Genomic DNA, 25511 nt, shown 5'->3' with positions numbered 1-25511 from the left:
TGCCGAGTGTTGGGGCAAGAGCCCTTTTGGTTACTTTTGGGGCTTTTCCAAAAGTGACCCGCCGTAAGGGCGGAACCATAGGCCGCCACAACCGCAGCAACGGATATGCCCCCACCCCCTGCTGCCCCCTGAACACCCACTGCTGCAAGACTGCTGCCACAGCAACACCCCTCCCCCAAAATCCCCCCCAACCCCCCGCAACCATTACCTCCACCCCCAATGGCATGCCCGTTGCACACATCCCCTCAATCAGGTCCACGCACCTTGCACGACTGAAATCAGGAGCACCCATGAGCACTGAATTTTTCTGGCGCCTGCCATTGGGCACCGACGGCCCGCAGCTGACCACCGACAAGCACAACCGGGGCAACCCGGACTACCGCCCCGGCCATATCGCCCCCGGCCGCCTGCCGAATGGCGAGCCCGATGACTTCACCTACATCGACTACATCGCCCAAGTGGCCAAGGCCGCCGAACTCGCAGGCTTCGAAGGCGCACTGCTGCCCACCGGCCCCGAGCCGTGGATTGCCGCCGCGGCACTCGCCCGGGAAACCCGGCGCATCAAGTTCCTGATCGCCTTCCAGGCCACCTGGACCCTGCCCGCCTATGCCGCGCAGCAAGCCGCGATCCTGCAGAACCTCAGCCGTGGTCGCCTGGAGTGGAACATCATCACCGGCGGCAACCCGGCCAGCCAACGCGCCAACGGCGACTTTCTCGAACATGACCTGCGCTACAAGCGCACCGGCGAGTTCCTCGACATCATCCAGGGCCTCTGGGAAAACCAGAAATTCTCCTATGACGGCGATATCTACCAACTGGAAAACGGCTCGCTGCCCGCCGGCCTGCACAACGAACGCAAGCCGGGGGTGTATTTCTCGGGGTTCTCCGAGGCCGCGCTGGGTGTGGCCGCCCGACATGCCGACGTCTACCTGAACTGGGCCGAGCCGATCGACAAGCTCAAGCCGCACATCGACCGGGTGCGCGAACTGGCGGATAAACAGGGGCGTACCGTGCGTTTCGGCCTGCGCGTCGACCTGTTCGCCCGCGAAACCGAAGAGCTGGCCTGGAAGGACCTGCGCCGCCAGTTCGACAAGCTCGATGGCAAGACCAGTGCCGTGGCCAAGGGCTTTACCAGCGGCTCGGATTCGGTCGGTGCCGCCCGGCAAACCGCCTACCACCAGAACGTCGACCGCTTTGATGACCTGATCATCGGCCCCAACCTCTGGGCCGGTTTTGCCAAGGCCAAGCCGGGCCCGACCGTGGGCCTGGTGGGCAGCCACGAAAACATTGCCGAGCGCCTGGTGGAATACCGCGACGCCGGTTTCTCGACCTTTATCCTCGCCTGCAATCCGCACCTGGAAGAAGCCCTGCGCATTGGCCAGGAAGTCTTGCCGCTGGTGCACCAACGCCCGGCCGTCCAACCTTTGAAAGCCAGCGCCTGAACGCTGGGGGAGCCCCTTTGATGACGCAACCTCTCGACACCCTGTGGTACACCCGTTGTCCTGTGCCGACCGGCCTGGGCATTGCCGTGCAAAAAGGTTGGCTGCAAGACACTGTCGGTGCCCTCGGCACCGAGGTGCAGTCGCTGCGCGAGTCGAATGACAAGGCGGTGCGCGAGTCGCACTTCGACCACACCCTGCAGAATTCCGTGCGCCACGGTGGCAATATCCCGGCAATCTGGGCCCGCGCCCAAGGCCGTGAAACCCGTGTGATCGGCCTGTCCTGGGCGGACGAAGTGCAATTGATCCTGACCCGCCAGGACAGCGGCATCAAGACCGTCAAGGACCTCAAGGGCCGCACCTTCGGCCTGCCGGACTGGGTCGGCGCGCAGATCGACTTCACCCGCGCCCAGGCCCTGCGTGGCCTGGAAAACGCCCTGTCGCTGGAAGGCCTGAAGGTCGGCGACGTCAAGCTGAAGAACTTTCAATACGGCGGTACCTTCAGCGACAGCGCAGTGCGCAACGTGGCCGGCACACCGGTAACCACGCAGACGACTGGACGCAACCTGGAGCTGATCGGCCTGCTGCGCGGCGAAGTCGACGCGATCTTCCTCAAAGGCGCCAGCGCGGCGCAGCACGCGCATGATTTCGGCCTGCACACGGTGATCGACACCGGCGCCCACCCCGACCCGCTGATCCGCAGCAACAATGGCACCCCGCGCACCCTGGCGGTCGACCTGAACCTGCTGGACCAGCATTTTGACGTGGCCACCGGCATCCTCGACTCCGTGCTGCGTGCCGAGCAGTGGGCGCACACCCACCCGGAAGACACCCGGCGCTACCTCGCGCGGGAAACCAACAGCAGCGAATACTGGGTGACCGCCGCCTATGGCGACGATGCCCACCTGCGCCTGCGTACCGGGCTGGATGAACAAGCCATTGCGGCCTTGCAGGACTTCACTCACTTCCTGCACCGGTGGCGCTTTATCCCGCAAAGCTTCAATGTGCGCGAATGGATTGACGCGCGGCCGTTGCATGCGCTGCTCGAAGGCAACACTGCACTCGCCGGCTAACCCCTGTAGGAGCCGGCTCGCCGGCGATAGCGTGTTTGCGGACGCCATCGCCATCCAGCCAGGCGCCCACAGAAGACTTCATGGATTGGAACGAAGAATTTTATGAGCAAACCACTCGATACTCTCTGGTACACCCACAGCCCGGTGCCTACCGGGCTCGGCATTGCGGTGCAGTCCGGGCGACTCGCCGAAGCCTTCCTGCCCTTTGGCACCAATATCCAATCGCTGCGCGAGTCCACCGAGCGCGAAGTGCGTGAAGCGCACTATGACCATCACCTGCAAAATTCGGTGCGCCACGGCGGCAATATCCCGGCGATCTGGGCCTATGCCAGCGGCGTCGAAACCCGCGTGCTGGGGCTGTCGTGGAGTGATGAAGTGCAGTTGATCCTGACCACCGCCGAAAGCGGCGTGAAGAGCGTGCGCGACCTGAAGAACCGGCGCTTCGGCCTGCCGAAATGGGCCAACGTGCAAATCGACTTCACCCGTGCCCAGGCGCTGCGCGGGCTGGAAAATGCGCTCAAGCTCGAAGGCCTGGAGGTCTCGGATGTGGAGCTGGTGGACTACCCCTACGGCGGCACCTACAGCGACAACCAGACCTCCTACGTCTATGGGCCGGAAGTCAGCCTGGGCGTCAGCCGTTTCAGCCGGCGCAACAACGAGCTGATCGGCCTGCTGCGCGGCGACATCGACGCGATCTTCCTCAAGGGCGCGCATGCCGTGCACCTGGCCAACGAGTTCGGCCTGCATGTGGTGGTCGACACCGGTTCGCACCCGGATCCGCTGATCCGCTCCAACAATGGCACGCCCCGCACGCTCACGGTGGATATCCACCTGCTGCAGGAGCACTTCGATGCCAGCGTGAAGATCGTCGACACGGTGTTGCGCACCGAGCAGTGGGCCTGGGCCAACCCGGACGAAACCCGGCGTTTTCTCGCCAAGGAACTCAATACCAGCGAGTACTGGGTCACGGCGGCGTATGGCGAGGACGCGCATCGGCGTCTGCGCACGACCCTCGACTCCCGTTCGATTGAAGCACTGCAGGATTTCACCGATTTCCTGTTCCGCTGGAACTTCATCCCACGCCGTTTTGATGTGCGCGACTGGATCGATTTCAGCGTGCTGGAAAAAGTCATCGGCTCCACCTCTCGCGTCGCCGTGTAACCCTCGCACCGGCGATGGCGATCTCGATGACGCCATCGCCGCGGTGCGACGATTCGACAAGCCGGGTTTCTACAAATCCGCTGAACCCAGGGCTAATTGTGTTGGCCTGGCAACACCTCTCCTGCTGCTCCAGCAGCACCCGCCAAGCACTTTCTGCTGATTGTTCCACAGGCCTGTCCCGAGGACTTTTTTCGCCTGCTTATTTCCACCCAAACCTGTTTTTTTAGTGTTTATATTCAACAGCTTATGCGCTTGTATCAACACTGAAATCCTCTTGGCACGATCTCTGCTCTAGCCCCTTCAAGGACACTTTTCCGGGGGAGACTGCAATGCATAAAATCAATCCAATCACCAAGGGCTTATGGCTGGCTTTACTGGTCGCCGGTGGCACGCACGCCGCTGAAGAAGACACCACTAAAACCGAGCCGTCACTCAAGACCGTCACCGTCACCGCACAGCACCGCGAGGAAACCCTGCAAGAGGTTCCGGTGGCCGTGTCGGCGGTCCAGGGCACCACCCTGGTCGCCGACGGCGTTCGCAATATGGGCGACATCACCACCTTCATTCCCAACGCCTCGGCGAAGAACCCGGACGGTGACGGGCGGCCGCGCTGGTACATCCGTGGGCTGGGCACCGGCGATACCGGCGCGGCGACCGTCTACCCGGTGGGCATCTATGCCGATGACGTCTACCTGAACGCGCCGATTGCCGGCGGCGGGCCGCTCTGGGACCTGGAGCGCATCGAGATCCTGCGCGGACCACAGGGCACGCTGTACGGCAAGAACACCACGGCGGGTGCGGTGAACATCATCTCCAAGAAGCCGACCTTCGACACCGACGGGTTCGGCACTATCGGCTTTGGCAGCAAGAACGAACGCATCCTCAGCGGCGCCCTGGGCGGTGCCCTGGTGGATGAAAAACTCGCCGCGCGGATCTCGCTGTACTCCGAGGAACGCGACGGCTTCCAGAAGAACCTGGTGGACGATCGCACCTACGGCGACGTGAACAAAAAGGCCGTGCGCCTGCAATTCTTCGCCCAGCTCAATGATGACCTCGACGCGTTGTGGAAGATCCACGCCCGCGAGTTCAAGGGCGATGGTGCCAACGGTGCGCTGACCCTGGGCCGTTACTACAACGTCGGCTACCAGCGCCCGCTGGGGCGCAATATCGCGCTGAACGTGAAGGACGATTCCAAGCTCGACCACGACGGCACCTCGCTGACGCTCAACTGGCACCTGGGCGACTACACGCTGACGTCGATCACGGCCTACGACTACATTCGCGGCCAGTCCAGCGGCGACGCCGACTACACCCCCTATGAGGTCAACGGCACGTCCACCGCCGACAACAAATACACCCAGTATTCACAGGAAATCCGCCTGGCCTCGCCCCAGCAGGAAACCCTGCGCTGGCTGGCCGGCGCCCATTACTTCCACGAAGACCTCGACAGCAGCGCCGGGCGGTTTATCCAGCCTGGCCCGACACCGAACGGCACCGGCTCCAACCAGATCAACGGCGCCACGGACTTTCGTGACCTGAGCTACGACCACAAGACCGACAGCTACGCGCTGTTCGGCAACCTGACCTACGACTTCACCGACAACTTCAGCGTGACCGGTGGCCTGCGCTGGACCCAGGAAAAGAAAGACATCGACCTCAACCTCGCGCAGCTGACCCGCGCCACCGCCAACGGCCCGTTGATCCCGCTGGCCGCTGCCGGCAGCAACGGCAATCGCCAGGAAAACAAGACCTGGGAGGCCTGGACCTACGACCTGACCCCGGAATACCGCATCAACGACAACGTGCGCGTGTTCTTGCGCTATGCCCACGGCTTCCGGTCCGGCGGCTTCAACACCGGGCTGTCGACCAGCCTGTCGCAGTTGACCACGGTGGACCCGGAACAACTCGACGCGTACGAATTCGGCGTCAAGTCCGAGTGGTTCAACCACCGCCTCACGGCCAACGCGAACATCTTCTACTACGACTACTCGGACATTCAGGTGAACCTGCTGACGGTCAACAACGGCGTGCTGACCACGGCACTGACCAACGGCGCCAAGGGCAAGGTCAAGGGTGCCGAGCTGGAACTCGAAGGCCAGCCGACCGACTACCTGCACCTGCGCGCGGCGGTGTCGTTCCTCGATACCGAGTACACCGACTTCAAGAACACCAACCCGACCACGGGCGCGGTCACCGGCGACTACAGCGGCAACAGCTTCGTGCGTTCACCGCGCAACGTGGTGTCGCTGGGCGGCGACTACACCTTCCCGCTGGAGATCGGCGGCAAGCTGGTGGCCGGTGCCGACGTGAGCTTTCGTGACAAGGAATACTTTCTCGCCGACCGCCAGAGCAGCGCCGACAAGGACTTGAGCCAAGCGCACTACACCTTGGCCAACAGCCGCCTGACCTGGTACAGCGCGGATGAAAAACTCAGCGTCACCGGGTTCGTGAACAACCTTACCGATCGCCGCTACCAAGTGCATGGCCGGCCCAACGGTGGCCTCGGCCAATACGTGATCACCTATGGCGACCCGCGCACCGTGGGCCTGAGCGTGACCAGCCGCTTCTAAGCCAGAGGCTGGAGGGTATTTATCCGCCTAGCAGGATCAATGTGGGAACTGGCTTGCCAGCGCCCACAACTGGCCCCCATTGCTTGAGCCACGACACCCGGCCCGCCATCGCCACTATCCAGTCATTCTATTGTTGAAAGGACCACTTCCATGTTCCAACGTACTCCGTTGGCCGGCGCCATCGCGCTGGTCATGGGCAGCCTTGCCCTGCCCGTCGTCGCGGCAGACGAGACCCAACCGACCGCAAAAAACGATCACCTCGACACCGTGGTGGTCCTCGGCACCCGGCGCAGCGACCTGACCGCCCTGCAAAGCGCAGCACCGGTGGACGTGCTCTCCGGTGAGCAATTGCAACAGACCGGCGCCACCGATTTGTCCGGTGCCCTCACCGCCCTGTCGCCATCGTTCAACTTCCCACAGTCGCCACAGGGTGCCTTCGCCGGTTCCATCGCCCAGGGCGCCTCGTTGCGCGGCCTGGCCTCGGACCAGGTGCTGGTGCTGGTCAATGGCAAGCGCCGCCACAGCAGCGCCAACATCACCCGCCAGAGCCTGGTGAACGGGCGTGGCGCAGCGGCGGTGGATTTGAGCCTGATCCCACTCAGCGCGATCCAGCGCGTCGAGATCCTGCGCGACGGCGCCGCCGCTCAGTACGGCTCGGATGCAATCGCCGGGGTGATCAATATTGTGCTCAAGGAAAACGATGACGGCGGCAACCTCGGCTACCGCTTCGGCGGCTACGACAAGGGCGACGGTATCCAGCGCAAGCTCAGCGGCTGGAAGGGTTTCGCGTTGCCCAACGACGGTTTCCTGACCCTGAGTTTCGACGCCGGCAGCCAAGACCCGGCCAGCGATACCAACCCCGACAACCGGATCTTTTACCCCGGCGACACCAGCGTCAACACGCCCCGCGAGCAGAACAACCGCTACCGCACCTGGCGCTGGGGCGCGGGCAATGTCTCGGACCAGTACAATTTTGTCGCCAACAGCGAGATCGGCGTCGGCGAGGGCCTGACCGCCTATGGCTTTGCCACCTATGCCCACAAGAACACCGACGCCGAAGGCTTCTTCGACCCGCCGACCACCCTGCGCAACAACTACGGCAGCACCGCGTTGCAGCGTTACCCGGACGGTCGCTTGCCGATCACTCGCTACAGCCTGGAAGACTATGCGGTCACCGGCGGCCTGCGCTTCGAGAACGACCAACTGGGCAAGTTCGACCTGGCCCTGAACCATGGCAACAACACACTCGAGTCCGCTGACCGCAATGCGATCAACCCCAGCTATGGGGTGAACAGCCCGTCATCGATCTACACCGGCAAGCGCGAAAACGACCAGACCAACCTGACCCTGGACTGGGTGCGCGACTTCCCCACCGACCTGCTGTTCAAGCCACTGACCCTGTCGGCAGGCCTGGCCTGGCGCAAGGAAAACTACCAGTTGAGCGCGGGCGAAGCCGCCGGCTGGCAGAACGGGCCGCTGTTCAACACCATCGACCCGATCACCGGGCGGCGCATTCCGGGCTATTACTCGGGCATCACCCAGGTCGATGCGGCCTCGCTGGACCGCAAGGTGCTCGGTGCCTACATCGACGTCGAAGGCCAGATCACCGAGAAATTCCAGGCCGGCGTGGCGGTGCGCACCGAGCACTATTCGGACTTTGGCGACACCACCAACGGCAAGCTGTCGCTGCGCTATGACTTCACCCCACAGATCGCCGCCCGGGCCACCGCCAGTACCGGCTACCGCGCGCCGTCGCTGGTGCAGAGCGGCATGTCCTCATTCAGCGTGCAGGTGGTGGAGCAACCGCCGGGCAGCGGCAACTACGTCGAGGTGCAGCAACGCACCCTGCGTGCCAACAGCCCGGAGGCCCAGGCACTCGGCGGCAAGGCGCTCAAGCCCGAGGAGTCGACCAACTACTCCCTGGGCCTGGTGTGGCGCCCACTGGAAAATGCCTCGGTGACGGTGGACGCCTACCGGATCAACATCAATAACCGCATCACCCTCTCCGACCAATTGCCCGCCAGCGTGGTCTCGCCGATCTTCGCCGGCACGCCCTACGCGAATATCCAGAGCGCGGCGTTCTACACCAACGTGGCCGACACCCGCACAGACGGCGTCGAGTTGACCGGCAACTACCAGTGGGACCTGCAGCAATGGGGTCGCCTGAACCTGAGCAGTGGTTTTGCGCAGAACAACACCACCATCACCGGCTTGCGCGACGTCGGCAATATCAAGGGCTCGCAGATCATCGGGCGCAATACCCAAGGCCTGATCGAAGACGGCACCCCGCAAAACAAGCTGACCCTGAGCGCCAACTGGCTGTATGAAAACTGGGGGCTGACCATTGCCCAGCGCCGCTACGGCGAGTGGAAGAGCATCAACGCCACCAACCCCAACCTCGACCAGACCTACAGCCCGCAATGGGTGACTGACTTGGACCTGTCCTACACCTTCCACAAGGGCGTGAAGGTCTCGGTGGGCGCGATCAACCTGTTCGACTCGCACCCGGACAAGGCTGACGGCGCGCAGCTGTATGGCGTGCCCAAGTACTCGATCACCAGCCCGGAAGGCGCGCAGGGTGCGTTCTACTACACCAGTGTGAGCTACGACTTCTGAGAAGACTGCTGAATGGGTGCTGCTCCAGCAGCACCCGATCACCATTTCCCAGCGACCTCCCCCTGTAGGAGCCCGGCTTGCCGGCGATGATGTCTCCGCAAATGCGCACACCTGCAGGCCCCATCGCCGCCAAGCCAGCGCCTACAGGAAGATTCGGTGATGTGGCACATGTCTTGCGATAGTCGCTGGGTATTCAGCTGAATTAAGACTTGCCATGCGCCTGCTTCGATACCTCACCTGGCTTATCTCGCCCGTGGCCCTGCTGGCCGTCTGGACGCTGGTGGCCCACCTCGGGATTTTCCCGCGCAACCTGCTGGTACCGCCCGCCCAGGTGCTGCAGACCTTCGAAGACCTGCTGGCCAGTGGCGAGCTGCTCGAACACCTCGGCAACAGTCTGTCGCGCCTGGGACTCGGCTTTGGCATCGGCTCGTTGTGCGGGTTGGCTTTCGGTGTGCTGATGGCGCTGTCGAAAAACGTCGAGGCGTATTGCGGCCCGCTGTTTCATACCCTGCGCCAGATCCCCAGCATCGCCTTGATCCCGATGTTCGTGCTGCTGTTCGGCATCGACGAAACCTTCAAGATCATCATCGTCGCCAAGACCGCGTTCTTCCCGGTGGCACTGGCCGCTGGCGAAGGTGTACGGGGCATCCCGCGCAGCTATTTCGAAGTGGCGGACGTGTATCGCCTGCGCTGGCCGACTTTTGTTCGCCTGGTGGCCCTGCCCGCTGCGGCGCCGCCGATCATCACCGGCTTTCGCATCAGCCTGACCCGCGCCTGGGTGGTGCTGGTGGCCACTGAGTTGCTGGCCGCCGACAGCGGCCTGGGCCAGATGATCGAGATGGCGCGGCAGATGCTGCGCATCGACGTGGTGATGGTCGGCGTGGTGGTCACCGGAGTGATCGGTTTTACCCTCGACTATGCCTTTCGCCGCATCGAACAACGCCTGTTCCGCTGGCAAACCCGCTAGGAGTTCCGATGCTGCCTGTATTGAAAAAAGCCCGTGGGCTGTTGCTGCCGCTGCTGCTGATCCTCGCCTGGGAATATGCCTCTCGCCAGGACGCCGCCGGCGCGTATGCGTTCGTGCCACTGTCGGCAATTGGCTCGGCGCTGCTGGAGATGCTTGGCAACGGCGAACTCCTGGTCAACCTGCTGGCGAGCCTGGCGCGCACCAGCAGTGGCCTGGCCCTGGGCATTCTGTTCGGGGTAACGCTGGGGGTGCTGATGGCGCTGTCCAGCGTGGCCAACCGCTTGATCGGTCCGTTGTTCCATGCGATTCGCCAGGTGCCGATGCTCGGCTGGATCCCGCTGATTGCCATGTGGTTCGGCAATGGCGAGTTCTCCAAAGTGCTGATCGTCAGCCTGGCGGCGTTTTACCCGATGGTGCTCAACACTTACCAGGGCTTCAGCCACGTCGAGCGCCGCTACCGCGAAGTCGGCCAGGTGCTGGTCCTCACCCCGCTGCAGCAATTTACCCAGATGCTGTTGCCGGCAGCCTTGCCGAGCATCGCCACCGGTGTCCTGCACGCGCTGGCGTTTGCCTGGGTAACGGCGATCGGCAGTGAGCTGTTCCTGTCCTCGGGTGCCGGCCTGGGCAACCTGATGATGAACGCCGAGGCCGGCTCGCGCATGGAAGTCATCGTGCTCAGCGTGCTGTGCATCGGCTTGCTCGGCTACCTGATGACCCTGTTGTTCACCCTGCTGAGCCGCCACCTGCTGCGCTGGCGCAACCTCCGTTGAAAGGCCTCGATATGAATGCAATCGCCCACGCTTCCCTTCATCAACACGTGCAGACCGGCGCCCTGCAGATTCGCGGCTTGAACAAAGCTTATCGAATCGAAGGCCGCGCCTTGCCGGTGCTGCAGGACATCCACCTCGACGTACGCCCGGGTGAATTCGTCAGCATCGTCGGCGCCAGCGGCTGCGGCAAATCCACCTTGCTGCGCCTGATCGTCGGGCTGGAAGCCGAATACGAAGGCGACATCCTGCTCGACGGTAAACGCATCGCGTCCACCAGCCTGGAGCGCGGCATCGTGTTCCAGGACCACCGACTGTTCCCGTGGATGACCGTCAGCCAGAACATCGCCCTGGCGCTGAAAAACCACGCGCTGCCCGCGGCCGAAAAAGACCGCCAGGTCGCCGAACATATCGCCCTGGTCAACCTAAGCGGCTTTGAAAATGCCTACCCGCACCAGCTTTCCGGCGGCATGGCCCAGCGCGCGGCCATTGCCCGTGCGTTGATCAACAAGCCCAAGGTGTTGCTGCTGGACGAGCCCCTCGGCGCCCTCGATGCCCTGACCCGCGTGCACCTGCAGCGTGAGTTGCAACGCATCTGGGTGCAGCAGCGTTGCACGGTGATCATGGTCACCCACGACATCGAAGAAGCGCTGTACCTGGGCGACCGGGTGATCGTGATGGATGCCCATCCGGGGCGGATCAAGCATGAAATCCAGGTCGACCTGCCGCACCCGCGCGACCGCGCCTCGCCGGTGTTGCAGGGCTATAAGGAGCAGTTGCTGGAAGAATTGGTCGGGCACTGATCTGTCCTGCCCCTGAAAAGTGTGGGAGCGGGCTTGCTCGCGAAGGCGGTGTGTCAGTCGCTGGAAGTGCTGACGGATCCACCGCTTTCGCGGGCAAGCCCGCTCCCACATTGGGGAATGCATCGTCCATTAATACTGTGCAAGGCCCGGCAATTTCAGCCACACCGCCAAAATCCAGGCTTCACAACGCTCCCACACTCAAGCATCCTCAAGAATCAGGTCAGCGCCCTTCTCTGCCACCATCAGCACCGCCGCGTGGGTGTTGCCCGAGGTCACGTTGGGGAAGATCGATGCATCGACGATGCGCAAGCCCTGCAGGCCGTGCACTTTCAAGCGTTTGTCGACCACCGACACCTGCGGGTCCGAGCCCATGGCGCAGGAGCCGCACAGGTGGTAGATCGAGCCGCTGTTTTCGCGGAAGTATTGCAGCATCTGCTCATCGGTCTGCACCGCATCGCCGGGCAATACTTCGGCCACGGTGATGCCCTTGAGCGCGGGCGCCTGCATGATCTTGCGCATCAACCGGCTGCCCTGGATCACCTCGTCGATGTCCTTCTCGGTGCTCAGGTAGTTGGGGTCGATCAGTGCCGCGTCCCGTGGGTTTTTCGAGGCGATACGAATGGTGCCGCGGCTGGTTGGCCGGCACGGGTTGAAGCACAGCAGGAAGCCGGAATACGGCTCGGGCTTGAGGCTGGCCTTGTTGTTTTTCGGGATCTGGTACGACAGCGGATTGAAGTACAGCTGCAGGTTCGGGTCCTTCTGCGCCTCGTTGCCGCGAAAGAATCCGCCCGCCTGGTTCACGCTCATGGCCAGCGCGCCCTTGCGGGTCAGCAGGTACTTGAGGCCCAGTTTCAACTGGCCGAACAGCGAACTGAGTTCGTCGTTCAGGGTCGGGATATTGGCCTTGTAGTAGTAGCTCGCGCACAGGTGGTCCTGCAGGTTCTCGCCCACCGCCGGCAGGTGCTTGACCAGCGGGATCGCATGCTCGGCCAGCAGGTGCCGGTCGGCAACCCCGGACAATTGCAGGATCTTCGGCGTGTCCACTGCACCGGCGCACAGGATCACTTCCTTGCGCGCGCTGAAGGTGCGCGCCACGCCGTGCTGGGTGACGGCAATGCCGGTGGCGCGCTGCTGGTCGTCGAACAGCACGCGGTCGACCAGTGCATGCAGCTCCACCGTCAGGTTCGGCCGGCCGAGCGCCGGGTGCAGGTGCGCAAAGCTGCTGGAGCAGCGTTCGCCGTTGCGGGTGTTGACGTCATACAGGCCGGCGCCTTCGAAGTTCGGGCCGTTGAAGTCGTCGCTGTGGGCGTAGCCGAGCTGTTCGCAACCCTTGAGGAACACGTCGCAGATCGGGTGGGTCTGGCCCTTCATCGGCGTGATGCTGATGGGGCCGCTGCCGCCGTGGTACTCGGTGTCGCCCAGCGGATGATTCTCCAGTTTGCGAAAGTACGGCAGCACGTCAGTAAAGCCCCAGCCGTCGTTGCCGTTCGCGGCCCAGTCATTGAAGTCATGGGCCTGGCCGCGCACGTAGATCATCGCGTTGATCGAGCCCGAGCCGCCCTGCACCTTGCCGCGTGGCGCGTAGATTTCGCGCCCGGCCAACTGCTTTTGCGGCTGGCTGTAATACATCCAGTTGAAGGTCGGGTTGTAATACATCTTGGCGAATCCGACCGGGATCTTGAACCACCAGGAGCTGTCCTTGCCGCCGGCTTCGAGCAGCAACACCGAGTATTCGCCCGAGGCGGACAGCCGGTTGGCGAGGATGCAACCTGCGGCGCCAGCGCCGGCGATGATGTAGTCATATGTCATTCACGGTTACCGCGTAAGTCGTTTTTTTAGCCCTTGGCGGGCGAAGTGTCTTTGACGTCAGCCGGCGTCGGCGCCATTTGCAGGTGCAGGCGCTGACCGCTGTACGGCGTGTGTTTGCGCACCACGTCCATGTTCAGTTCCACGCCCAGGCCCGGCTCGGTGGACGGGATGATGTAGCCGTCCTCCCATTGCAGCGGCTTGGTCAGCACTTCGGCGTGGAAGCCGCCCCAGGTCATGATGCTTTCCTGGATCAGGAAGTTCGGCGTGCAGGTCGCCAGCTGGAAACTCGCCGCCGCGCCAATCGGCCCGTTGTACAGGTGCGGCGCGATCTGCGCGTAGTACGCCTCGGCCATGCTCGCGATTTTCTTGGCTTCGAGCAGCCCGCCGCAGCGCGCCACGTTCATCTGCAGGATCGACGCGCCGCCGGCCTGCAGCAGCTTGAAGAATTCATACTTGGTGGTCAGCCGTTCGCCGGTGGCAATCGGGATGCTGGTCTTGGCCGCGACTTGGGCCATGGCGTCTTCCTGGCCCGGTGGCACTGGCTCTTCAAACCACAGCGGGTCGTATTTTTCCAGGCGCTTGGCCAGGCGGATTGCCGACGACGGCACCATCTGCCCATGGGTGCCGAACAGCAGGTCGCATTTGTCGCCCACCGCTTCTCGGATCTTGCGACAGAACGTCTCGCAGCGTTCCAGCACTTCCAGCGAAATCTGGTGGCCGGAATACGCGGTGTAAGGGCCGGCCGGATCGAACTTCACCGCGGTGAAGCCTTTGTTCATGTTGTCGATGGCGCATTCGGCGGCCAGGTCCGGGTCGTCGTAGTCGTACTCGCCTTTGCTATTGACCGGGTACAGGTAGGTGTAGGAGCGCAGGCGCTCGTTGACCTTGCCGCCCAGCAGCTCGTAGACCGGCTTGTTGGCGGCCTTGCCGATGATGTCCCAGCAGGCCATCTCCAGGCCGCTGACCACGCCCATCATGGTCAGGTCCGGGCGCTGGGTGAAACCGCTCGAGTAGGCCTGGCGGAAGAAGCGCTCGATATGGTGCGGGTCATGGTCGAGCAGGTAGCGTTCGAACACGTCCTCGATGATCGGCAGCATGGCCTTGGGGCCGAATGTCGCGGCGTAGATCTCGCCGACACCTTCGATGCCGCAGTCGGTCTTGAGTTTGACGAACAGCCAGTACATGCCACCGATGTGCGGCGGCGGGACAGCAACGATATGGGTTTCAAGGGCGACGATTTTCATCTCAGGCACCTGTCTGGTTGAATTTTTTACGGTTGATTCGGGCGCGCAGGGTCAGGGCCGCAAGGGTGCCGAGCACGCCGATGAAGGCGATGTAGCCGAAATACAGGTTGTAACCGGCCTTGCCTGGGTAGGTGTCGGTCAGGTAGCCGTTGATCAGCGGGATAAAGGTGTCCGGCAGGTAACCCACCACCGAGACAATGCCGATGGCCAGGCCAGTGATGCGCAGCGGGATGTCGCAGCTGTCGAGGATGGCCCAGTACAGGCCGCGAATCGCGTAGGTCATCAGGCCGATGAAGATCACCGTACCGATCAGCAGGCCCAGGCTGTTGAAGGCCGGGAACACGATCAGCCCGAGCATGGCCAGGGTTACCAGGGCCAGCGCGACGATCAGTACCGAGATATTCGAGAACTTGTCACCCAGCCAGCCGCCGCCGATGCCGCCGATGGGGCGCATCCACAGCTTGATGGTGGTGATGGTGCCAGCCATCACGGCAGTCATGCCGCTGCCTTGCAGGTAGTCCGAGAAGCTGTAGGTGGCCCAGAACATGTGGTAGCCGCAGAACACAATCGCGGTGACCAGCCACAGCTCGGGGATCTTCACCAGGGTCGCCAGGTCGGCGATCAGGTTGAACTTGCCCTTCTCGACCGCCGGCGTTTCAGCCATGGATTTCGGGTCTTTCAACAGCACCAGCACACAGCCGATGGCGATGCAGGTGAAGGAATACAGGTACACCACATGCTTGAAGCCCTCGCCCGCCGACTCGCCCCGGGTTTCGGTGGCAAAGGCGAACAGGCCCAGGGCCACGGTCGCCAGCAGCGCTTCCACCAGGCCGCGACCGCCATCGAGGATGCCGAAGAAGCGGCCCTGCTCGCTGTGGTGGGCAATCATCTTCACGCGCTTGAGCACCGAGGCCCAGAAGGTCAGGCCGGTGGTCAGGCCCCAGCAGCCGAAGATGATCATCAAGCCGGTCATGGACGGCACGCTGGAGTACCACAGGCCCAGCGCGCCGGTGGCGACCAGTGAGAAAAAGATCAGGAAGCGCGGCGGCAGCCGGTCCGCCAGCCAGCCGCTGGGCAGGTAGCTGAGCAGAAAGTTCGTGCCGAGCATCGAGTACAGGTAGCCCAGTTGACTGTGATTGATCTGGAATACATCGAGCATGGTGGTCTGGTAGACCTGGCGCAGGTAGAGGATCGGGTAGATCGCTCCGGCGGCGAGAACCAGCAACATCAATTGGAAGTAGCGACTGGCAGTGTCGCTGTTTTTTGCCGCGGGCACGGCAGCGAAACCCGGGGCAACGGGTGCAGGCTTGGACATCTTGATGACCTCGGGCACCCACTGTGCGGATGCCCTGATAATTGTTTTTATAGAGGCAACTGCCAGCCTCAAGCTTCAGGCGGCCAGTAAATCTTGCGCGCCTTGACTTGGAGCTTGCAGCTCAACACTTGTAGCTGCTTGGCTAGTACTTCATGACCACCAGGCGGGTCTGGGTGAACTCAAGCATCCCGTGCTTACCGTCATCGCCGCCCAGACCCGAGCGTTTCCAACCGGCGTGGAAGCCCTGGTACGGGTCCGCCGGGGTGCGGTTGACGTACAACTCGCCGGCCTCGATGGCATTCGCTACCTTCATTGCCGTGCGGTAGTTCTCGGTATAGAGCACCGATGACAGGCCGAACTGATGGTCGTTGGCCATCGCCAGGGCTTCGTCGATGTCGCGGTACTTGAGCACCGGCAGCACCGGGCCGAAGATTTCCTCCTGGATGATCTCCATGTCCTGGCGGCAACCGCTGAGCAAGGTCGGCGGGTAGAAATGCCCGGGGCCGTCTGGCAGTACACCGCCGCTTTCCAGTACAGCACCGGCGGCGACGGCGCGCTCGACCATGGCATGGACAGTCTTTTGCGCGCTGGCATTGACCAGTGGCCCCATCAGGCTGGGATCCTGGGCGCGGTCGCCGAATTTCACCGCGCTGATCCTGGCTTTGAGCAAGGCAAGGAAGCGATCGTAGACGGCTTCGTGCACGTACACGCGCTCAACCGCCGTGCACAGCTGGCCGCAGTGGGTGGTCTTGGAGGCGACGATGGCGCTGGCGGCAGTTTCCAGGTCGGCGTCCGCCTCGATGATCGCCGGGGTCTTGCCGCCCAATTCCAGGGACGGCTTGGCAATATTGGCCTTGCAGTAGTCCAGCACGATGCGCCCGGCATTCACACTGCCGGTGAGCGTAATCAGCCCGACCGCCTTATGCGTGCAGACGCTGGCGGCGGTGGCGTGGTCCATGGTCAGGATGTTGATCACCCCGGCTGGAATCCCGGCCTTGACCACTGCCCTGGCAATCGCAAACGCCGACAGCGGCGTGTTGTTGCTCGGGCGCACTACAACGGTATTGCCGGCGATCAGCGCCGGGGCGATTTTGCGCAACAGGGTGTAGACCGGGTAGTTGAACGGAATCAGGCAGGCGACGACGCCAATCGGCTCGCGTTGCAGGAACAGGTTTTCGTCCGGGGTATCGCTGGGGATGATCTCGCCTTCGATGCGCCGTGCCCATTCGGCGTGGTAGCGGGTGATCTGCGCGGCGTAGCGCGCTTCGTTGCTGGCGTCGCTGAGGCTTTTGCCCGACTCGCTGGCCAGCGCAGTGCCGATGGCCTCGGCGCAGGCATCCAGGGCATCGGCGAATGCCCGCAGGTGTTCGGCGCGTTCGATGCTGGTGAGTTTTCCCCAGGTTTTCTGCGCGACGGCGGCGGCATCGACGGCGGCAATCGCCTCATCGGCGGTGGCGGCACTGACGTGGCCGACCACGGTTGCAGTGGCCGGGTTATACACGGCGATCAGGGCATCGCTGGCAGGTTCGACAAAGTGACCGTTGAAAAAATTGCGCTCGAGTTGCATGTGGTTCGCCCAACGTTGTTGTTATCCGAGTGACATGCAGTTTTGTCATCGGCCACCCGTTGGACAAACGATTTATTGCGCGGGGTAACGTGCGAAAAACGCAGGTTAGTCGGTTTTACACCTCACAGGCCGCGTTGGCGCAGCCACTGCAGGAAGCCCTTCTTGGCCGGCACCACCGGCGCCTCCTGGGTCAAGGCCTGCGCGGCGTGGACGCGGAAATCCAGCAGCGCCTTCATGGCTTCGCTGATGTCATGGCGCGCATCCAGGCACGGTTTCAAGTATTCCTTCTCGATGCGGTACAGGGTGCAAAAGGTCTTCGCCGAAAAGTCGGCCAACGCGGCCTCATCCGACAGGATCCCCGCCTCGCCAATCACTTCGCCCGGGCCCATGCGCCCGGCTTCGAATTTGCGACTGCCCTTGGTCAGCATCACCGAGACCACCCCCGACTCGACGATAAACAAATGATCGCTGACCTCCCCGGCCGGCAGGATCATCTCGCCGGCGCGGTAAGTGTGCAGGGTCATGTTCTGGCTGAAGGTGTCTTTCTCCTCCTGGCGCAAGGTCGAGAAAATCGACGAACGCTCCAGCAACGCCCGCGCGGCGGACATGGCCGGTGGCGCGCCGCTTTCCGTGGCCGACAGCAACCCCACGCCCGCCGCCTGCAGGTGCCGGAACGCCAGGTCGTAGAGCTGGTTGCGCACCTCGCGCTTGAGGGCCATGGCCGGCACGAACCCGCTGATTTCATACTCGACGCCGCCACTGGCGGAGGTCTTGAACGCGACGCTCGGCGCGGGTGTCGCCAGCAGCGGCCGGCAGCCCTGCATTGCGCGCTCGAGTGCTTCGATCACGGTTTGCGGGCGTGCATGGGGGCTGACCTGCAGGCTTACCGCGAGGCCGAACATGTCCGCCGGGCGCGAGAAATTGATGATCTTGGCCTTGGCCGCCAGCGAGTTGGGGATCACCGCCATGCTGCCCTGGGAGGTTTGCAGGCGCGTGGCGCGCCAGTCGATATCGGTGACGCGGCCTTCGGTGCCGTCAATCGAGATCCAGTCATCGATCTGATAAGGCTTGGTGGTGTTGAGGACGATCCCGGAAAACACATCGCTCAAGGTGCTTTGCAAGGCCAGGCCGACAATGATCGCCACCGCCCCGGACGTGGCGAGCACGCCCTTGACCGGCAGGTCGAGCACGTAGGCCATCGCGGCGATGATCGCGATCAGGAAAATCACCGCGCCCATCAAATCCTGCAACAACCGCCCGGTATGCCCGACCCGTTGCATCATCACGGTGCCCAGCAACACCGTCAGCGTGCGCGCCGCAAACAGCCACCAGCCGATCTGCAAGGCCGTGGCGGCCAGGTGCAAGGCGGTGTTGTCGGTGTAGGGCGCGAGTTGCATGGGGTTCATGCCGTCGTTGAACAGCACGGCGCTGAACACCGCGAAGATCGCCAGGCGCGCGGCGAGCTTCCAGTTGGCGAGGTTGGCGGAGATCAGGCGCCACACGGCGATGTCGATAAAGATCAGCGCCACGGCGCATAACATCGGGTGATCGGCGATAAATGAGGGCATCCAGGCGACTCCAGGGCGAATGACGGGAAGATCGCATGAAATCGGAACGCTGGAAACAAAATGTGGGCGCTGGCTTGCCTGCGATGCAGGCGCCTCGGTGTATGCGTTACACCGCGCTGATGCTATCGCCGGCAAGCCAGCTCCCACAGGGTTTTGCAGCGGGTCGTCAGGCGTGCATCTGCCCGAACTTGCCCGAGTGGAAATCCGCAAATGCCTGATGGATTTCCTGCTCGGTGTTCATCACGAACGGGCCGTGGCCGACGATCGGTTCGTCGATGGGCTCGCCGCTGAGCAGCAGCACCTTGGCGTCGTCATTGGACTCCAGGGTGAGTTGGCTGCCGTCACGCTCGAACAACGCCAATTGGCCTGGGCGCGCAACCTCTTCGCCGTTGATCAACAGCGTGCCGCTGAGGATCACCAGGGCGGTGTTACGTCCGGCGTGGAGCGCCAATGCCACGGGTTTGCCGGCGTTGAGGCGCAGGTCCCACACGTCGATCGGGGTGAAGGTGCGTGCAGGCCCACGGGAGCCGGCAAACTCACCGGCGATCAGGCGCAGGTGCCCGGCGTCGTCGGGCAGCGGCAGCACCGGGATGTCAGCGTCGACAATCGTCTGGTAGCCCGCGTCGGCCATTTTGTCCTTGGCCGGCAGGTTGACCCACAGTTGCACCATCTCCATCACCCCGCCGCTGCGGGCAAAGGCTTCGGAATGGAACTCTTCGTGCAGGATGCCCTTGGCGGCCGTCATCCATTGCACATCGCCAGGACCGATCTTGCCGCCGGCGCCGGTGGAATCACGGTGCTCGACTTCACCGTCATAGACGATGGTCACGGTTTCAAAGCCGCGATGCGGGTGTTGCCCGACGCCACGACGTTGCTCGGTCGGGGTGAAATCCGCCGGGCCGGCGTGGTCCAGCAGCAGGAATGGGCTGATGTGTTTGCCCATCGAATCGTAGGAAAACAGCGTGCGCACCGGAAAGCCATCGCCGACCCAATGGGCGCGCGGGCTGGTGTAGATGCCAATCAACTTTTTCATGGTGTACCTCCAAAGTGAGTACACCATAAGTCCACAAGGTGTTGAGTACTAGCCGGCAAAAGCGGCCCTGAACGTCCTATATATAGGACAATCCCTTGGCCGGACGTTGGCGCAGCAAGTGGAAAGCCACAAATGCCGTCAACGCAAAACACGCCTGGATGATGATCATCGGCGTGGCACTGCCGTCGCGCCAGTGGCTCAGCAAAAGGCCGCTGCCGGTCGCACCGAACATCTGCGCAAAGCCCATCAGCCCCGCGGCCAAGCCGGCGCGGTGCGCGTTGGGCATCACCCCGCCGGTGACCGCACCGGGCAGTACCAGGCCACCGCCGAGGGTTACCAGGGCAATCGGAATATCCAGCCCCAGCACGGACAGGCCGAACACCGCATAAATGCCCATGGCCGCGATACCGCCAATGGCCACCAGCGTCACGCCCATCGCTACAATCCGCTGCGGTCCCAGGCGCAGGATGTTTCGCCGGGTATAAGTGGAGCCGACGATCAGCATCGACACGATCAGGCCGAAATTGATGCCGTACTCCAGGCTGCTGAAGCCGAGCAGGTTGATAAACACCGCTGACGACCCGGCGATCACCGCAAACATGGCGCCATAGGTGCACGCCAGGGCCACGGCGAACGCGCGGTACTGGCGGCCCTTGAGTAAATCCAGGTACTGCCCGCCGAGGGTGCGCCAATGGCCGGCCTTGGGGTCAAGGTAGTGGTTGCTTTCGCGAAAAAACACCAGGGCCAGCAGCAACACCACGCTGCCAATCACCAGCGCCAGCAGGATCGGTGCGTGCCAGCCCAGCAGTTTGATCAGCAGGCCGCCAACCATCGGCGCCACCACAATGGCGTAGAGCATGCCGATCATGGTCAGCGCCAGGGCCGGCCCCGCTTCGGCCTTCCACACGTCACGCACTACCGTGCGCGCCAATACCAGTGCAGCGCAGGCGCCAAGGCCCTGCACCACGCGGGCCGCGATAAATTGCTGGATGTCGCCGACCAGCAGCATCGACAAGGTTGCCAGCACATACAGCACCAGCCCGCCGATCAGCACAGGACGGCGGCCGATGCGGTCCGACAGCGGCCCGAACACCAGTTGGCCCAGGCCGAATGCGGCGACAAACGCCGACAGCGCCATCAATGCCGAACCCGGCGGTGCGACCAATGCCTGCTCGATCACACCCAGGCCGGGGATGATCAATTGGGTCGAGACTTCACCCAGGGCCGTGAGGGCCACCAGTAAAAACAGCAGGCTTCGCGAGGGTGCCGGGGCGTTTGCCATGGGGAATATCCGGGGGCTGGATTAATTTATATTTCGACCATAATATGAGTAAAAAATTATGTCCATAATTTTTTCCCCACAGGTTTTCCCCGGAGCCCGCCATGCACCCTCTCCCCCTGCGTCTTCTCACGCCCCTGGCCCTGATGATCGTCATCAGCGGCTGCAACAGCAAAGCCGACACCGCCGTCGAGGTGCCCCCACCGCGCCCGGTTCTCGCCGCCAAGGTCGAGGCTGCCGGTACGCAACAGAACGCCTACACCGGCGTGGTCGCGGCGCGTACCGAGAGTGACCTGGGTTTCCGCGTCAGCGGCAAGGTCATCGAGCGCAAGGTCGACCCCGGCCAGCACGTGTCCCGTGGCGATACCCTGCTGGTGCTGGACATCGGCGACTTCGAGCTGGCCCTGCGCTCGGCCAAAAACCGCGTGAATGCCGCCCAGGCGCAACTGCGCCAGCGCCGCGATGATGAAAACCGCTACCAGCGCCTGGCCAATACCGGCGCGGTGTCGCGGCAGATCTTCGACCAGTCGGCCACCAACCTGCGTGTCGCCGAAGCCGAATTGGCCGCGGCGCAATCCGATGCCAGCCAGATTGAAAACCGCCGCACCTACTCCGTGCTCAAGGCTGACGGTGACGGCATCATCACCGACGTGCGGGTGGATCGCGGCCAAGTGGTCGCCGAAGGGCAAATCGTCGCGCGCCTGGCCCATGACGGCGCGCGCGAAGCCATCGTCAATCTCCCGGAAAACCAGCGCGACCTGGCCTCGCAGAAAGCCCTGGCCTTCCCGTTCGGCGCCCCCGACCAGGCGGTGACCGCGACCTTGCGCGAACTCTCGGCCAGCGCCGACCCCGTGACCCGTACCTACCGCGCCCGCTATGTGCTGCACGGCGCTGTCGACCGCTTTGCCCTCGGCTCGACCATCACCGTGCGCCTGCAAGGCGACGGCCAGGCCCAGCAAACCCGCGTGCCGATCGGCGCACTGCAAGACGCAGGGCAAGGCACTGGCGTGTGGCTGATCGGCGCTGATGACAAGGTCAGCTTCGCCCCGGTGAAAGTCGCCAGCCTCGGCCAGGAAGATGCCCTGCTCGACAGCGGCGTGGCCCCCGGCCAAACCATCGTCGCCCTCGGCGCGCACCTGCTGCACAGCGGCGACGCCGTACGCCTGCTGCCCGCCCAGGTACTGGCCCTCAACCGCAAACAGGACCACTGAGCATGCGCGGGATCAACCTCTCCGAACTGGCGGTCAAGCACCGTGCGGTCACGCTGTTTCTGATCATTGCGATCCTCGCCGCCGGGATCTTCTCGTTCGGCAAACTGGGGCGCGCCGAAGACCCGTCGTTTACCGTCAAGGTCATGACCATCACCGCCGCCTGGCCCGGCGCCACGGCCCAGGAAATGCAGGAGCAAGTCGCTGACCGCCTGGAAAAACGCCTGCAGGAACTCGACTACTACGACCGCGTCGAGACCATCGCCCAGCCGGGTTTTGTGTCGATGCGCATGACCTACAAGGAGTCCACGCGCCCCAGCGAAATCCAGGACCTGTTCTACCAGACGCGCAAAAAGCTCAGCGATGAAGCGGCGAAACTGCCCAAGGGCGTGATCGGGCCGTTTTTCAACGATGAATATTCCGATGTGTACTTTGCCCTGTACGCCCTGGAAGCCGAGCACCTGCCCCATCGGCAACAGGTGCAGATGGCCGAAGACCTGCGCCAGGGCCTGCTCAACCTGCCGGGCGTGAAGAAGGTCAATATCCTCGGCGAGCAGGCCCAGCGGATCTTTGTCGAGTTCTCCTACGAACGCCTGGCGACCCTGGGCATCAAGCCGGACCAGATCTTCGCTGCCCTCGCCGCGCAAAATGCCGTGGCACCGTCGGGCTTTGTGGAAACCGCCGGTGCGCGCGCCTATATCCGTATCGACGGCGCGTTCGACAGCCTGGCGTTGATCGAAAACGTGCCCCTGGAAGTCAACGGCCGCGTGCTGCGCATCGCCGACGTGGCCACCGTCAGCCGCGGCTATGAGGACCCGCCCAGTTACCGCATCCGCCACCAGGGCGACCCGGCGCTGATGCTCGGCGTGATCATGGAGAAACACTGGAACGGCCTGGAACTGGACAAGAGCCTCAGGGCCGAGGAAGCCAGAATCCAGGCGGACCTGCCGCTCGGCGTGAACTTCGCCAAAGTCTCCGACCAGGCAAAAAACATCAGCCTGGCGGTGAACGAATTCATGCTGAAATTCTTCGTCGCCCTGGCGGTGGTCATGGTGATCAGCCTGTTGGCGCTGGGCTTTCGCGTCGGCCTGGTGGTGGCCGCTGCGGTGCCCCTGACCTTGTCGGTGGTGTTTGTGATCATGCTGCTCACCGGGCGCGAGTTCGACCGCATTACCCTCGGCGCGCTGATCATTTCCCTCGGGTTGCTGGTGGATGACGCGATCATCGCCATCGAGATGATGGTGGTGAAACTCGAAGAAGGCTTCGACCGCATCCACGCGGCCACCTTCGCCTGGAGCTCGACAGCCGCGCCGATGCTGACCGGCACGCTGGTGACCATCATCGGCTTCCTGCCCGTGGGCTTCGCGCGTTCCGGCGCCGGGGAATATGCCGGCAATATTTTCTGGATCGTCGGCTTCGCGCTGATTTCGTCGTGGCTGGTGGCGGTGGTGTTCACGCCGTACCTGGGGGTGAAGTTGCTGCCGCAGATCAAGCCGGTACCCGGCGGCCACGACGCGATTTATGCCGGGCGTTACTACCAGAAACTGCGCACCCTGGTGCAAACCTGCGTGCAGCGGCGCTGGCTGGTGACGGGACTGGTGGTCGCGGCGTTTGTGTTGTGCGTGCTGGGCATGGGCGTGGTGAAGAAGCAGTTCTTCCCCAACTCTGATCGGTCCGAGCTGATTCTTGAGGTGTACATGCCGCCCGGCAGTGCCTTCAAGAGCACCGAGGCGGTGGCCGCGCAGCTGGAAAAAGCGCTGCTGCAAGAGCCGCAGACCCACCTGGTGGACACCTACGTGGGCGGCGGCGCGCCACGCTTTTTCCTCTCGCTGAACCCCGAACTGCCGGACCCGGCGTTTGCCAAACTGATCGTGCAGACCCCGGACTCCCACGCCCGCGACGCCCTGAAATTGCGCATGCGCGAGCGGATTGCCGCAGGTGAGTTTCCAGCGGCACGAGTGCGCGTGACGCAACTGCTGTTCGGCCCGCCGGTGCCGTTCCCGGTGGTGTTTCGCGTCAGCGGCCCGGACCTGGATGTACTGCGCGGGGTGTCTGAGCAGGTACGCAAGGTCGTCGCCGCGAATAAGCTGACCAAGGACGCGTTCCTCGATTGGGGCGAGCGCACCAGCGGCTATCGCCTGGTCCTCGATCAGGACCGCCTGCGCCTGCTCGGCTTCACGCCGAACGAGGTCAAATCCCAGCTCAACGCCTTGCTCAGCGGCAACCCGATCACCGAGGTGCGCGAAGGCAACCGCACGGTATCGGTGGTCGCCCGCGCCCAGGGCAACCAGCGTGAGAACCTCGGTAACCTCAACAACATGACCCTGACCAACAGCGCGGGCACCTCGGTGCCGCTGGCCCAGGTCGGGCATTTCCAGGCGGTGATGGAAGAACCGATTCTCAAGCGCCGCAACCGCGCGACAACCGTGGAAGTACGCGCCGACATCATCGACGGCGTGCAGCCGCCCGACGTGGAAATGGCCGTGTACAAAGACCTGCAGCCGCTGATCGCGAAGCTGCCTGCCGGTTACCAGATCGACATCGGTGGCCCGGTAGAAGAAAGCGCCAAGGCCAACGTCGCGCTCGCGGCGCTGTTCCCGATCATGATCCTGCTGACCCTCACGGTGATCATGTTCCAGGTGCGCTCGTTTGGCGTGATGTTCATGGTCTTCGCCACTGCCCCTCTGGGCTTGATCGGCGCAGTGCCGACCTTGCTGCTGTTCAACCAGCCGTTCGGGTTTAACGCGATCCTGGGGCTGATCGGGATCGGCGGGATCCTGATGCGCAACACGCTGATCTTTACCGACCAGATTCGTCAGAACCAGGACCATGGCATGCCGATCCGCGAGGCGATCATCGAAGCCACCGTCCGCCGTGCACGGCCCGTGATATTGACGGCGCTGGCGGCGGCACTGGCGTTCATTCCACTGACGCTGTCGGTGTTCTGGTCGTCCCTGGCGTATGTGCTGATTGGTGGGGTGCTGGTAGGCACGGTGTTGACGCTGTTGTTCCTGCCGGCACTCTGCAGCCTGGTGCTGGGCCGGGAGAAGACAACTGCCGCTGAAACATCCCACCTGACTGCCGGATAAGCA

General features: G+C 63.3%; 17 protein-coding genes. 10 read left to right on the top strand and 7 right to left on the bottom strand.

The window, feature by feature from the left end; all coding sequences use genetic code 11:
• Positions 1–290: 290 nt before the first annotated feature.
• From AC07SI_RS17635 to AC07SI_RS17600, 8 genes are all read left to right on the top strand, one after another.
• A complete protein-coding gene (locus AC07SI_RS17635; RefSeq protein WP_495006189.1) occupies positions 291–1442 on the top strand; it encodes an LLM class flavin-dependent oxidoreductase in 1152 nt (383 codons plus the stop codon).
• 20 nt (positions 1443–1462) lie between these two features.
• Positions 1463–2512 (top strand): ABC transporter substrate-binding protein, encoded by a 1050-nt coding sequence (locus tag AC07SI_RS17630; protein ID WP_495006188.1) that lies wholly within the window; start codon positions 1463–1465, stop codon positions 2510–2512.
• Between the two features lie 102 nt (positions 2513–2614).
• Positions 2615–3673, top strand: coding sequence for an ABC transporter substrate-binding protein (locus AC07SI_RS17625; RefSeq protein WP_495006187.1), 1059 nt, complete (start codon positions 2615–2617; stop codon positions 3671–3673).
• 329 nt (positions 3674–4002) lie between these two features.
• Positions 4003–6243: a TonB-dependent receptor gene (locus AC07SI_RS17620; protein WP_495006186.1), complete on the top strand. Its 2241-nt coding sequence runs from the start codon at positions 4003–4005 to the stop codon at positions 6241–6243.
• A 150-nt stretch (positions 6244–6393) separates the two neighbouring features.
• On the top strand, positions 6394–8859 hold the full coding sequence (locus AC07SI_RS17615; protein ID WP_495006185.1) for a TonB-dependent receptor plug domain-containing protein: 2466 nt from the start codon (positions 6394–6396) through the stop codon (positions 8857–8859).
• A gap of 214 nt (positions 8860–9073) precedes the next feature.
• Complete coding sequence (locus tag AC07SI_RS17610; RefSeq protein WP_120448455.1) at positions 9074–9826, top strand: ABC transporter permease; 753 nt, start codon at positions 9074–9076, stop codon at positions 9824–9826.
• 8 nt (positions 9827–9834) lie between these two features.
• Positions 9835–10596, top strand: a complete 762-nt coding sequence (locus AC07SI_RS17605; protein ID WP_495006184.1) for an ABC transporter permease — start codon at positions 9835–9837, stop codon at positions 10594–10596.
• A gap of 11 nt (positions 10597–10607) precedes the next feature.
• On the top strand, positions 10608–11396 hold the full coding sequence (locus AC07SI_RS17600) for an ABC transporter ATP-binding protein (RefSeq protein ID WP_065909916.1): 789 nt from the start codon (positions 10608–10610) through the stop codon (positions 11394–11396).
• 198 nt (positions 11397–11594) lie between these two features.
• Here the strand turns inward: AC07SI_RS17600 and AC07SI_RS17595 are convergent, their stop codons facing one another.
• From AC07SI_RS17595 to AC07SI_RS17565, 7 genes are all read right to left on the bottom strand, one after another.
• On the bottom strand, positions 11595–13205 hold the full coding sequence (locus AC07SI_RS17595) for a GMC family oxidoreductase (protein ID WP_495006183.1): 1611 nt from the start codon (positions 13203–13205) through the stop codon (positions 11595–11597).
• 26 nt (positions 13206–13231) lie between these two features.
• On the bottom strand, positions 13232–14449 hold the full coding sequence (locus tag AC07SI_RS17590; RefSeq protein WP_065909902.1) for a mandelate racemase/muconate lactonizing enzyme family protein: 1218 nt from the start codon (positions 14447–14449) through the stop codon (positions 13232–13234).
• 1 nt (position 14450) lies between these two features.
• Complete coding sequence (locus tag AC07SI_RS17585; protein ID WP_495006182.1) at positions 14451–15764, bottom strand: MFS transporter; 1314 nt, start codon at positions 15762–15764, stop codon at positions 14451–14453.
• A 142-nt stretch (positions 15765–15906) separates the two neighbouring features.
• Positions 15907–17331 (bottom strand): aldehyde dehydrogenase, encoded by a 1425-nt coding sequence (gene aldA / locus AC07SI_RS17580; RefSeq protein ID WP_106804081.1) that lies wholly within the window; start codon positions 17329–17331, stop codon positions 15907–15909.
• A gap of 122 nt (positions 17332–17453) precedes the next feature.
• Positions 17454–18899 (bottom strand): mechanosensitive ion channel domain-containing protein, encoded by a 1446-nt coding sequence (locus tag AC07SI_RS17575; RefSeq protein ID WP_315413323.1) that lies wholly within the window; start codon positions 18897–18899, stop codon positions 17454–17456.
• A gap of 166 nt (positions 18900–19065) precedes the next feature.
• Positions 19066–19932 (bottom strand): pirin family protein, encoded by an 867-nt coding sequence (locus tag AC07SI_RS17570; RefSeq protein WP_495006181.1) that lies wholly within the window; start codon positions 19930–19932, stop codon positions 19066–19068.
• Between the two features lie 76 nt (positions 19933–20008).
• Positions 20009–21214, bottom strand: a complete 1206-nt coding sequence (locus AC07SI_RS17565; protein WP_495006180.1) for a multidrug effflux MFS transporter — start codon at positions 21212–21214, stop codon at positions 20009–20011.
• 101 nt (positions 21215–21315) lie between these two features.
• Between AC07SI_RS17565 and AC07SI_RS17560 the strand changes: the two genes are divergently transcribed.
• Both AC07SI_RS17560 and AC07SI_RS17555 read left to right on the top strand, forming a co-directional pair.
• The gene (locus AC07SI_RS17560; protein WP_495006179.1) at positions 21316–22422 is read left to right on the top strand and encodes an efflux RND transporter periplasmic adaptor subunit; all 1107 of its coding nucleotides are present in this window, start codon (positions 21316–21318) and stop codon (positions 22420–22422) included.
• Between the two features lie 2 nt (positions 22423–22424).
• On the top strand, positions 22425–25508 hold the full coding sequence (locus AC07SI_RS17555) for an efflux RND transporter permease subunit (RefSeq protein WP_495006178.1): 3084 nt from the start codon (positions 22425–22427) through the stop codon (positions 25506–25508).
• Positions 25509–25511: the final 3 nt, after the last annotated feature.

The organism is Pseudomonas sp. GW821-FHT05D12, assembly GCF_059419825.1.
This window is presented reverse-complemented; position numbering and strand designations above follow the sequence as displayed.